Origin of the sequence: Paenibacillus xylanivorans (assembly GCF_001280595.1) — a bacterium.
GTDB lineage: Bacteria > Bacillota > Bacilli > Paenibacillales > Paenibacillaceae > Paenibacillus > Paenibacillus xylanivorans.
Genome location: NZ_LITU01000040.1, coordinates 168,992 through 180,325, shown reverse-complemented (window position 1 = coordinate 180,325; position 11,334 = coordinate 168,992). Strand labels below are relative to the sequence as shown.

Here is an 11,334-nt window from a genome sequence, read left to right as displayed (position 1 = left end):
TGCGGATATGCAGTTCTTTATAACTGAAATAGCTATAATCCATTTATTAATGCATTTATTAAAAGGGAAATGCTAAATAGACAACACCGTATTCACGCTGCGTCCCCTGATGGGGCCTTGGTCTGCAAGGGGCATTTCGGAGAAGTGGATTCACAGACAACCCTGCGAGGCTAAGTGGCGGAGCCACACGGTCTTAGCGGACCTTAAGCCTCTCGGGTTCGTGAATACAACAACGTTATGCGCCATTACCGGTAAATATTAAAGATAATATTTAAGGAGATAATTTATGAAAGGTAAGATACTCTTCTTATTTTTTATTACGATAATGTTTTCATCTTGTCAAAATATTAGTCAATCGACTACTTTGAATAGCGAAACTAAATCAATAATGAATTCTGAACTGCCTCCTGATGTAGAGAGTACAGGTAATGGAACAGAATCGAAAGAAATAACTGAAGGTCGATCAGAGCCTTCTAACAATGAAGTGTTATCCATGAGAATTGGGAACTACGATTTGAAAGGAGAATTTTATGATGAAATGCTTCGAAATCCTATAGATCATGATTATGAAGTAGAATTTAATGAATTTCAAAATTCCAAAGAGATTATTACAACAATGGGATGGGGAGCGTTGGAAAGCAAATATACAGAAATTTGGGATAAAGAGTTGAATCAAATATATAAAAAGCTTCTTTCTAAGTTGGATAGAGAACCAAGAGAAGCACTAATCGAATCGCAGAAAGAATGGTTACAGTATCACTTAAGGGAAACAAAATTTGTAGAGAAGACATTTATTAATAATGGTTACCTTGGATCAAAAGGATCGGTAAGCCTAGGCACGGTTATACGGGAGAGAATTAGGGAAAGAACAATGCAATTATTTGAATATCGATATTTGCTAGATAGTGAAGTTGAGTTTTTATACCAAAGTAAAAAATAGAGTTGGAATCTTGATCAAAGGTTTCTAGGTGATGCTTCGAAGACAGTAACGGCGCTTAACAATGTATTCATGTTGCGGGGCTACCACCCTTGGTTATCAGATGTATAATCATGGAAGAACACTCAGACAACAAACGACCCAGCTTAAGAGAAGAGCTATCTAAGGCTGGGTCGTTTCGTGAATACAAGAGCGTTATGTGAAAGATATTCAGTTCTAAATCAGAAGGGAAGTCAAACATAATGATCAGAGTCGATGTAGCTTATTCCTTAATTACTGACCCAACCAATTCCAAAATATTAATGGTAAGGAATGTAGATGATTCTAGTGACCGATGGTCACTTCCAGGCGGCGCTGTTGAAAGAGAAGAATCATTAGACCAAGCAGCAATAAGGGAAGCTAAAGAAGAAACTGGACTAGATATTAAAGTTCATGGAATAGTGGCAGTAAATGAATGTAAATTTCCGGAAAAAGAAGAACATGTAATATTTATAACATTTAAAGGTGAGGTAATCGGTGGGAATGAAGAAATAGTTAGACCTAATGAAATTTCTGAAATAGCTTGGATTGATATAGAGAAGGCTGAACAATTAATGCCTTACTATAAAGATGGATTAAGAAGATTAATAGATGGATATGAAATAACATATTTTAACGAAGGCAATAAGTAATTTTGTTAGTTGTTCGAAATGGCAGGAAGAAGAATCGGGCAGATACATCCATTCCCTTAAGATAAGAGCTATCTAAGGGGAATGGACGTCATGAATACAGAAACATTAGCTGAAATTCCAGCAATTATTTATTTAGAGGTGTAAATTCAGAGATGTCTTATACAAAACCGGTTATTAGAGAACCATATTATGATTGTCCAAAATGGTTTGACAATGATGTGCATCGTTCAGAGTTACTAACGCTTTCGGGCAAGTGCACATCTTCTGAAGTTGAACTCTTTTTAATACATTTATTTGGATATAACAATATAAATATAGATCAATCAATGGAAGACACTTTCAATGAACTATTTGCGAATGACTCTGTAGCTATTTTGGGTGGTGTTGCTTTTTATGAAAGTGAAGAAAAATTTATTATGCCAAGTTGTTGCTGTGGTCTAGAACAATTTAGGGAGATTTATAATTCTATTCTTAATAGAGAGAGTCCCTGGCTTGGACATGATCCCTCACCGGGATTAACTTATAAGGATAACGTGGCCATCGTCTGGTCTGATGATCCAGATTCTAGTGATAGATCGGACGTTTTCCATATTGATTTTGAGTTTGAAGAAATTTTATCTTGTCTTGAGAAATCCAAATATAATTTGAAAGATTTTATTGATAAGCCACTCTTTGAATGGATTTATCGAAGAGATCGAGATACAGCTAAAAAAATGAAAGATAGAATGTATGAGTGGTTTCTTTACGAATTGTGATTACTAGCCTTCTAAGAAGGCTGGAACATCAGCTAACATTATATTCACGCTGCGGATCGGCTGTAGCCGATCCTTGATCCGCCAGCGGGTTTTGACAGAGAAGCAGAATCAGGCGGATAACCTGCTTACCTAACCACGGTCGTGGCCAGCAGCTGAAGCTGCCTTAAGGTTCTCGGGTTCATGAATACAGAAACGTTATCGGAAAGATACGCAAATCTATAATTTAAACATTGAAGGAGTACTATATGGCGACTATAGCACTGATAAGGCATGGTAGCACGAGTTGGAATAAAGAAGGACGAGCACAGGGTAACTCTGATATTTCGCTGGATCAGGATGGGATTAATCAAGCAGAACTTTTAGCAACGAGATTAAGATCAGAAGATTGGAATCATATTTATTCAAGTACTTTAGCAAGAGCAAAGCAAACTGCTCTTATTGTAGGGGAGTGCTATCGGAGTAGATATTTACCTTGATGATCGTCTTCGGGAAAGGTCCGGAGGATTGATTGAAGGTACTACTGAAGAGGAACGAATAGAAAAGTGGGGAACAGGTTGGATAGAATTAGATCTTGGACTTGAGCCAATTGAGATAGTCCAAAAGAGAGGTGAAGAGTTTTTAGAAGAAATAATGATGAAGCACCAAGGTGAAAAGGTGTTGGTGTTTTCTCATGGTGCCTTAATTCAATTTAACTTTATCAATTTAGTTCCTGATTTTCCTACAAAAGATTTTGGCAAACATCAATAACTATTTTAAAGAAAATAGATAATCAATGGACATGTGAACTGCATAACTGTACAAAACATCTTGAGGGTAATATCAAAGAAGGCTAATCCATCTAACACCATATTCAAGCTTCGGGGCATTTGCCCCTCGGTCCGGCAGAAGTTAGAGGAATATTCGGGGCTAGATTTTCAGTAGCGAGGAAGTGGAATCAGCCGGACACATCCAATCGATTAAGTGCGCTGATGTGTACCCGGCAGCTTCGCTGCCTAAAGTCGATAGGACGTCGTGAATACCCGAACGTTATACGAAACACTTCGAAAGCGGGAGAAAACATGAAAACAAATAAGGCAATGAAGAATTTATTGGATGAGTTATCTCAATCAAATAAATTCATAAATTCGGATTTATTAAATCCCAATTTTATTGAATGGGATAATTGTATCTTGATTGATACTTCAAGTTTAAGTAATACAGATTCTATTGGAAAAATAATTTATCAAGATAGGACGGATCTGGAAGTATCAATTAATCATTATCATGTAGACGATTTATGGACTGGATTCAAACTAGTCTCTAATTGGGAAGAGAATCTAAAATCAAACTACCCTAAAAGAGAATTTATCTTGATTTTAAGTTCTACAATCGAAGGAGAAGATGTGGTAATTAGATTCTATCAATCTAGGGATAATGAACCTGAATGGATTAATCTAAACGATCTTGAAGGATATAAAGAAGAAGCAATTTTAGTAATTGAGATTCTGAATGTAATTCAATGATGTGAAGTGCTTCGTATAACAAAATATTAAAGCTTCGCGCCATTCGGCCTTTGGTCCGGCAGATGCTTTTCGGGGAAATGAAAGCAGTCGGACACATCTTCACCGACTAACTGCATCGCGGCCAGCTCCTGACGGAGACTTAAGTCGGTGACGTCGCGAATACGAAACGTTATACAAAATTGGCATAAAGATAATACCGCATTGGAGGCGATATTATGGTGGTACACAAAATTGAATTATCCCAAGAAATACTAATTGGTTCATTTACTAAAGAAGTAACTCCTATCCTTTCGGTGTCATCGGGTGATTCCATACGTTTTGAAACATTAGACGCAGGTTGGGGTACTGGGAGAAGTAATAGTGAGAGAAGGAAACCATTTTCAAGAAAAGAAAAAATTGATGGAGGTCACGCCTTGGTGGGACCTATTTATATTGAAGGTGCTAAGAAAGGCATGACTTTAGAGATTGAGTTTAATGATATTATACCTGGGCAATATGGTTTTACTGCTGCAGGTCAATATCCTAATTGGCAAAACCAAAAGTTACATTTAACCGAATATAAGGAAATTAGCCTTGATTGGAAACTCGATAATAAATCCATGGTGGGAGTATGTGAAATCAACGGCAATTCCTTCTCAGTTTCGTTACGACCTTTCATGGGCATTATTGGAATGCCTCCAGATGACATAGGAATTCACTCTACTTGGCCACCACGATATTGTGGTGGAAATATTGATTGTAAAGAGCTTGTGAAAGGCAGCAAATTGTATCTTCCTATTTCTGTCGATGGGGGTTACCTTGCTATTGGTGATGGTCATGCTTTGCAAGGGGATGGAGAGATCAGTTGCCAAGCTATTGAATGTCCGATGGAAGTTGTTGATATAACTATAAACTTGATTGAAGGGATAGATTTGTTGAACCCCCGAGCTGATACTCCCGCAGGGTGGATTACTTTTGGGTTTCATGAAGATCTAAATGAAGCAACTGTTCAAGCTTTAGATGGAATGCTTACCTTGATGGGTGAGTTGTATGGTTTAAATCGTGTTGAAGCTATTGCTTTAGGGAGTTCAGTTGTTGATCTGCGTATAACCCAAATTGTAAATGGGGTTAAAGGGGTACATGCCTGTTTACCACATGGAATTTTAAAGTGATTCGAACGTAACTCAAAAAGGACGCCAATATTTTATTAAACCGTATTCACGCTGCGTCGCCTCCGGCTCCTTGATCCGGACAGAAGCAATAAGAAGGGGCTTTGATCGATTCAGTGGCAGTGAAGATTCGTGAATACAAGAACGTTATACGCAATACCTAAAATTAAGAAAACACATATGAATATCTTTCATGATTTTAATGTTTAGTGGTCTCAACTAATCATTAAGGAGAACCAAGCAAAAACGTACGATTAGTCATACGATTGTATGATGAATAGGGATAAAAAAGAAAGGTGGGGGTTCGCTTGTATGCTGTAGAATTACTCTTCAACAAAGAATTCGATGAGTACGTCAGAAAAGCATGGATGCACTTTGACAAAGAGGGAATCAGTCATTTTATGAATAGATTTGAGAACTTAAGTCCCCATATCACGCTTGCTGTATATACGGATATATCCGATTTGGAAGGATTTAAAGAACAACTGAAAATCTATTTTGATAATGTTTCTCCTCTTCGTTTACGATTTGATATCGTAGCTACCTTTCCAACCTCGGGAACGATATTTTTAGCCCCAACCATGACGGACCAACTTCAACGTGTACATAAGGATTATTATAAGAAGTTAGACAAATATAATAATCAAGCGAGTATATATTATAGCCCAGATCAATGGAATCCACATTGTACCCTGGGAACACAATTAAGTAGAGAAGCGATAGCTAAGGGAATTCATGATGTAGTAAAGGAATTTGAACCTATGGATGGGATCATAGAAAGAATGAGTTTAGTGAAGATTGAGCTGTCAGAAGAAGGGAACAGGAATATAACCATATTTGAACAATCTTTTGAAAGTTAATTCAAAGAGGTCAGTTACTGCGTATAACATAATATTCACGCTGCGGGTATTCGCCCTGGATCCGACAGGAGTCGGAGCATACGCTGGGTAGTAAAACACAAGGGAATGGACGTCGCGAATATATCAACTTTATGTGAAATCATAGTGTGATATTTAATGAAAGCATCTAAAGGAGGCTTGTATGAAGACAATTATCTATATGGTTAGGCATGGAGAATCACCATACAACGAAGGAAATGAAAGAACAAGAGGGCTTACCCCAAAAGGAAAGATCGATATTGAAAAAGTAACGAAGTTACTTATAGGTAAAGGAATAGACATGATTATATCAAGTCCTTATACTCGAGCAATTCTGAGTGTTGAAGGATTGGCCGAGCACTTAAAGTTAGATATTAAAGTATTTGAAGATCTTAGAGAACGACATTTTGCATCTTATAATATTGAAAATGCAGAGTTAATGTCTAGTATCAGAGAGAGTTTTAATGATTTTGATTATACCTTGCCGGGTGGAGAGTCCAATGCTGATTGTCAGAAAAGAGCAATCTCAGTTCTAAAACCCATTTTAAAGGAACACAGAGGGAAGAAAATAGCAATCGGGACTCATGGTCTTGTAATGACTTTGATGATGAATCATTTTGATTCAGCTTTTGGCTTGGAGTTTTTGAATCAATTAAAGAAACCAGATATTTATAAAATGCAATTTGAGGGCTTAGAATTAGAAGCAGTAACTAGAATGTGGAATGATTAGATTTCCTAAGCCTAGCTATCAAAGAGGACTGTGACATCACATGACTGAGTATTCATGCTGCGGGTGGGGGCAGCTCCCTAGGTCTGAAGCAATTCGGTGATGTATTATCAGGCAGACAACCCTGTGAGGCTAAGTGGCGATCCGGGTTTATATGGCGTAACCGCTATCACACTGCACAAATTGAATCACTAATAATATCAAAAGGTTGGTAAAGTGGTATTTTGTAAGTTTTTCAAAGAAGACAACAACAAACTACGCCTAACATCATCGGCCCTCGGTCTGCGAGATGTCAATTGGGTGTGAAGCGAATTTAGCAAATACATCTGCACCAACTAACCGCATCGCGGTCGGCTCTTAAACGGAGCCTTAAATCGGTAGGACGTCATGAAAATCAGAAAACTGAACGAAATATATGCAATTTTAAGTCTAGTCAAAAACTATATTATAGAGTAGATTGAAACATCAATTTTAGAAAAGGGTGGTGTTTCTTGTGTCGAACCACAGGCAACTTACAAGATCTCAGAACGCAGCTATTGAACACATAAATAATTGCGCAAGATCCCAAAAAAAAGAGGTTCAAGCATCACTCAAAGAAATTTTTCAGTTATCCAATATCCATTGGGATATCTATGAAGAAGCAGTTGATAAGCTTAGATCCCATGCAAGGGTGGCTATGCATTTTCATCCTGATCGTCCGGTTGTAGATATGAAAATTGTGGCTCAATCATTATTTGAGCAGGGGATATATAAAAGTCAGTTCGAGACTCTCATATCCAATGGTAGTGTATCTGCTTATTCAGGTGGTGCACGGGATCTTTGGGAGGAAAAACTATTTGGCGGAGCATATCAGTTAGAAGGTACAACCAAATTTGAAAGGCCGAAGTATGGGGCTCTTGATTTGTTGTTGCATCCAGATGGGCCATCTCCACGATTCGGGTCTTGTTATTTTCTTCTAAAACCGAATGCTTCACATCGTTGTACGTTCACTTACGGTGGCTCTCAAGATGATCCAAAGGAAAAGGGGACATATGAGGAATTAGACGATATTTTATCTGCGCTTTTTACGGATGCTTTCTTTCGGGATTATGCTATTGGAGAAAAAGATCTTACTCCTAAAAAGTTGATTGAGAAGCTATTGTATAATCTGGAACGTCCGTTAGAGGATCCCTCAAAACTGGCCCCACATCGGAATCTTAACCATTTTATCGAAACTCAAGTTCATGGAGATATATATCTTGAAGATGATGTGGAAATTTTAGTAGCTGATCCATCGTTCAAAGGAACAGAAATAGGGAAATACTTAGAGCAAATCTGCATCAAATATTCCATTGATCTATTTTGGCATATGGGATTTGCGATGCGTGCAGAGGAAGTGCCCTCTGATTTTAGGGGTCCAACCATGCCCTCATTAGCGAAGCGAATTGCAAGCAACGGTAACATTGACGCAAGTGTGATCGGGAATGCTGTCAACGATTTGAAACGCAATCCTGATCTCTGGTCTGACAGAGGTAACTACGAAGAAGTGCTTCAGGAATTAAAATACATGTGGCATGTACTCGTTCGATATGGTAAATCGATGGATTCCATTTTCAGTAATAGCATCAGCGATAATAAAAACCTCTAGAAATTCTTATAAGTTCAACCTAATTGATTTAATAGTGCATCTATTTGGTGGATTAATAATTACAATATTATTCTTAGCAATGAACATGGAATAGATCTATTCTTTTCGAACGAAGTTATTATCTTTTACAAAATTGGTATCTGTAATGGCCTCATATTCACGCATCGAAGCCTGTTGGCTCCATGGTGCGCCCTATTCAAAAACTCAAGATTTCATTACAGGTCTAGGTATTTTGCAATTCGAAGAAGTCGTAGACACTCAAACATAACCCATACAAAGGAAGATGAGAAAATGGATAAAGGGAAAATTATATTTCTGAATGGCGTAACCAGTTCAGGTAAAACTTCAATCGTAGAAGCGATGCAAAATTACTCTGATCCCTTTTTTTATGTTGTGGCCAATGATCTTTTTGAAAATACGATTGGTGATAAACATTTGCAAACAGACTACTGGAAGTATTTAAGTGAAGCCATCATTATGATGTATCATACAGCAAAATTATTTTCGGATCATGGAAAGAACGTTTTAATCGATGGGATACTGGTTGAAAGACCGGAATTAAAGCCGCATTATGATAAAGTCCAAGATATATTTGATGGATATCCTTTGGATATCATTGAGGTGTACTGCCCGTTAGATCTTTGACGTAAGCGAAATATAGAACGTGGTGACAGAAGAGAAGATCAATCCGATGAGCAAAATAAAATGATGTCGCAACACATCCATTATAGCTGCTCAGTCGATACGAGTTTGAATACGCCGGAAGAATGTGCAGAAGTGATTATTACATCAGTATTCAAAAAATAATGATTGGAAATATCAGTTCAAGAAAGCAAAACACTTCAAACTTTCATTGAAGGGAGGAAGAAGCATGGGTTCAAGAATAATGCATCTGATTGTGGCGAATAGAATTGCAGATTCCTTATCTATAGTAGATAAGACGCCTTTTTTACTTGGAAATATTGCACCGGATGCTGTCACAACAAAAGATTCATCACATTTTTTTGCCGGTGAAATTCAGGATTATTCAAGAAACGTAGACTATAAAGGATTTTTACATAAGTATCGATCACAGGCAGAAGACCTTTATGTTCTGGGTTATTTCACACATTTAATTGCAGATGATATATGGTTGAAAGGTTTTAATTTACCTTGGTTAAGGAACAGAATGGAAGCTAATGAGGGACTATATAAACAGTATCATAACGACTTTAGTTTATTGAATGGGAAGTTGCTTGAACATTATGGATATGAAGAGGAATTAAGAAACAGGCTCAATCACATTCCAACAATACCGGATTTAGAGGAAGTTAAATCTACAGATGTCGAAAAGTTTGTGCCATATATATTTGACGATTTGGATTATGACAAAGAAATTTTGATTGAAACCCTTAATGTTTTTACTTTTGAGCAGATCATTGGATACTTAGAGACATCAGTCGATATGGGATTATTGAATATGAAGTATATAAAAGTAAAGTACAATTTGTAAATAATTCTATGAAGTCCGAGGAATCCCTTAACAATACATCCACGTATCGCAACTGCATGGTAGCTGCTCGGTCTAAAGATATGAGAGGAAGTCAACCCGCAATGTCATATGGCTTGAAGTTGTAAATTTAACGAGTAATCTAACGGACAGATTAATGGAAAAGAAGGAGTAAACTATAATTCACCGAATACTATTTAGGCATAAATAAGAAAAGGAGGATTTTATTATGTGGTTTTATTGTTATAAAAAACCGATAAGAATCCGTAACCTCTCTCAATATTAAAAATTGAGGAGGATTAAAATGAGATTAAATGAAAATTATTTAAAAGAACAATTAAAGCATGTGTATTGGTTAAATGGTGGTTGTTGCGCGGGGAAGACAACGATGACAAAGAAATTTGTTGCAGAGTTAGGATTTCAAACATTGGGCGATGATGTTTTGAAGTATAGACCATTTACTAATCCAACTGAATATCCTGCACTTCAATATCCACACCCAGGTTTAATCTGGGAGGAGTGGTTTAATAGGCCTACTGATGTGATATTTCGGTGGCTTTGTGAAATCGTTGTAGAGATGATGGAATTTTTCGTTATTGATTTATTGAAGATGCCAAGTGATAAACCAATCATTATCGATTTAGGAATAATGCCTGAACACATCCTACCCTTTATTCCTAAAGAAAGAATGATGTGTCTTTATACATCTGATGAAGAAATAGAAAGGCTATATTACTTTAGAGAAGACCATAAGATGATTTTGGATGTTATTAACCTTACATCAAATCCAGCGGAAACGATTAAACATGGCAACAAAACTATGGTGAAATTCTCCCATGAAATTAGAAATGCCTGCGTTAATAACAATATCAGAACACTTGAAAGAACACCTACTTTGGGGATCGAAGAACAATTTAGATTAGTTCGTGAGCATTTTGCAATATGATATAAGGATCCTTTGTTAATATGATATGTAATAAGGATCAGGCTACCGATATAAGGTAGCCTGTTTAAATAAGGGATATTTTATTTTTAATACTGGAATTAATGAAATTGAGAACTTAATAATATTCGGTAATGACTGTAAAGAACCTTACAAGAGGATGATGTTAGCCTTGATTATGTAATTCTTGAAGGCATAATTTTAAAGAATATGGATATCAAAAAAGATTTATTTAAGTATCAGAAATTACTTTGGAAGGGCTTTGACCACGAAGGTCCTGTGCCTGTTGACGAAATCACTATTGATAAGAAAAAAAGAATGTTGTCAGCAAGAAATATGAATTCATTCCTACATATTGTTGCTGAAAATGAAGAGCGGAATATGTTGCTTATTGTGGCTTATGGTATAGTCAGAAAACTGATTATTTTTATGTTGAACCTGTATGTACAATTCCGGAGTATCGGCAGAAGGGACTTGGAAAAGCAGTGATGTTAGAAGCCTTGAAAAGAGGCCGCTCCTTAGGTGCTGAAAACGCAAATGTTATTTCGGATAGTTCTTTTTATAAGTCATTAGGCTTTCAACAGCACTCTCAATATACTTATAACATTTGATACTTTCTTAAGCCTTTCGGGTTCGTGAATGTAGGGAACGCTATCT

13 protein-coding genes and 2 pseudogenes are annotated in these 11,334 nt (G+C 36.9%); all 15 read left to right on the top strand.

Annotation, left to right across the window (positions count from 1 at the left end):
- The first annotated feature begins 286 nt into the window (after window positions 1-286).
- Window positions 287-940: a lysozyme inhibitor LprI family protein gene (locus AMS66_RS06560; protein WP_053780021.1), complete on the top strand. Its 654-nt coding sequence runs from the start codon at window positions 287-289 to the stop codon at window positions 938-940.
- 239 nt (window positions 941-1,179) lie between these two features.
- Complete coding sequence (locus tag AMS66_RS06555; RefSeq protein ID WP_053780020.1) at window positions 1,180-1,608, top strand: NUDIX hydrolase; 429 nt, start codon at window positions 1,180-1,182, stop codon at window positions 1,606-1,608.
- A gap of 152 nt (window positions 1,609-1,760) precedes the next feature.
- Window positions 1,761-2,363 carry a hypothetical protein gene (locus tag AMS66_RS06550; protein WP_053780019.1) on the top strand — a complete coding sequence of 201 codons (603 nt, stop codon included), beginning with the start codon at window positions 1,761-1,763 and terminating at the stop codon, window positions 2,361-2,363.
- Between the two features lie 245 nt (window positions 2,364-2,608).
- Window positions 2,609-2,839 (top strand): histidine phosphatase family protein, encoded by a 231-nt coding sequence (locus AMS66_RS34515; protein ID WP_330219294.1) that lies wholly within the window; start codon window positions 2,609-2,611, stop codon window positions 2,837-2,839.
- 28 nt (window positions 2,840-2,867) lie between these two features.
- Entirely contained in the window at window positions 2,868-3,110 is a 243-nt protein-coding gene (locus AMS66_RS34510) for a histidine phosphatase family protein (protein WP_330219293.1), read from the top strand.
- A 311-nt stretch (window positions 3,111-3,421) separates the two neighbouring features.
- Window positions 3,422-3,865, top strand: coding sequence for a hypothetical protein (locus AMS66_RS06540; RefSeq protein ID WP_053780018.1), 444 nt, complete (start codon window positions 3,422-3,424; stop codon window positions 3,863-3,865).
- A 215-nt stretch (window positions 3,866-4,080) separates the two neighbouring features.
- Complete coding sequence (locus AMS66_RS06535) at window positions 4,081-5,016, top strand: acetamidase/formamidase family protein (RefSeq protein WP_144424426.1); 936 nt, start codon at window positions 4,081-4,083, stop codon at window positions 5,014-5,016.
- A gap of 305 nt (window positions 5,017-5,321) precedes the next feature.
- Window positions 5,322-5,873, top strand: coding sequence for a 2'-5' RNA ligase family protein (locus tag AMS66_RS06530; protein ID WP_053780017.1), 552 nt, complete (start codon window positions 5,322-5,324; stop codon window positions 5,871-5,873).
- Window positions 5,874-6,054: 181 nt separating this feature from the next.
- Window positions 6,055-6,621: a histidine phosphatase family protein gene (locus tag AMS66_RS06525; RefSeq protein WP_053780016.1), complete on the top strand. Its 567-nt coding sequence runs from the start codon at window positions 6,055-6,057 to the stop codon at window positions 6,619-6,621.
- 490 nt (window positions 6,622-7,111) lie between these two features.
- Window positions 7,112-8,245 (top strand): DUF3626 domain-containing protein, encoded by a 1,134-nt coding sequence (locus AMS66_RS06520; RefSeq protein WP_053780015.1) that lies wholly within the window; start codon window positions 7,112-7,114, stop codon window positions 8,243-8,245.
- 291 nt (window positions 8,246-8,536) lie between these two features.
- Window positions 8,537-9,052 (top strand): annotated as a pseudogene (locus AMS66_RS06515) (phosphotransferase-like protein).
- Window positions 9,053-9,116: 64 nt separating this feature from the next.
- Window positions 9,117-9,737, top strand: coding sequence for a zinc dependent phospholipase C family protein (locus tag AMS66_RS06510; RefSeq protein WP_053780014.1), 621 nt, complete (start codon window positions 9,117-9,119; stop codon window positions 9,735-9,737).
- Window positions 9,738-10,038: 301 nt separating this feature from the next.
- Window positions 10,039-10,680, top strand: coding sequence for a DEAD/DEAH box helicase family protein (locus AMS66_RS06505; protein WP_053780013.1), 642 nt, complete (start codon window positions 10,039-10,041; stop codon window positions 10,678-10,680).
- A gap of 207 nt (window positions 10,681-10,887) precedes the next feature.
- The gene (locus AMS66_RS06500; RefSeq protein ID WP_053780012.1) at window positions 10,888-11,166 is read left to right on the top strand and encodes a hypothetical protein; all 279 of its coding nucleotides are present in this window, start codon (window positions 10,888-10,890) and stop codon (window positions 11,164-11,166) included.
- Window positions 11,115-11,288 (top strand): annotated as a pseudogene (locus tag AMS66_RS34655) (GNAT family N-acetyltransferase); the annotation flags it as partial. The gene AMS66_RS06500 and the pseudogene AMS66_RS34655, both read left to right, overlap by 52 nt.
- Window positions 11,289-11,334 lie beyond the last annotated feature (46 nt).

Bases quoted from the DNA above. Each gene is read 5' to 3' on its own strand.
- AMS66_RS06560 (WP_053780021.1), top strand. From the start codon at position 287: ATGAAAGGTAAGATACTCTTCTTATTTTTTATTACGATAATGTTTTCA.
- AMS66_RS06555 (WP_053780020.1), top strand. From the start codon at position 1,180: ATGATCAGAGTCGATGTAGCTTATTCCTTAATTACTGACCCAACCAAT.
- AMS66_RS06550 (WP_053780019.1), top strand. From the start codon at position 1,761: ATGTCTTATACAAAACCGGTTATTAGAGAACCATATTATGATTGTCCA.
- AMS66_RS34515 (WP_330219294.1), top strand. From the start codon at position 2,609: ATGGCGACTATAGCACTGATAAGGCATGGTAGCACGAGTTGGAATAAA.
- AMS66_RS06540 (WP_053780018.1), top strand. From the start codon at position 3,422: ATGAAAACAAATAAGGCAATGAAGAATTTATTGGATGAGTTATCTCAA.
- AMS66_RS06535 (WP_144424426.1), top strand. From the start codon at position 4,081: ATGGTGGTACACAAAATTGAATTATCCCAAGAAATACTAATTGGTTCA.
- AMS66_RS06525 (WP_053780016.1), top strand. From the start codon at position 6,055: ATGAAGACAATTATCTATATGGTTAGGCATGGAGAATCACCATACAAC.
- AMS66_RS06510 (WP_053780014.1), top strand. From the start codon at position 9,117: ATGGGTTCAAGAATAATGCATCTGATTGTGGCGAATAGAATTGCAGAT.
- AMS66_RS06505 (WP_053780013.1), top strand. From the start codon at position 10,039: ATGAGATTAAATGAAAATTATTTAAAAGAACAATTAAAGCATGTGTAT.
- AMS66_RS06500 (WP_053780012.1), top strand. From the start codon at position 10,888: ATGGATATCAAAAAAGATTTATTTAAGTATCAGAAATTACTTTGGAAG.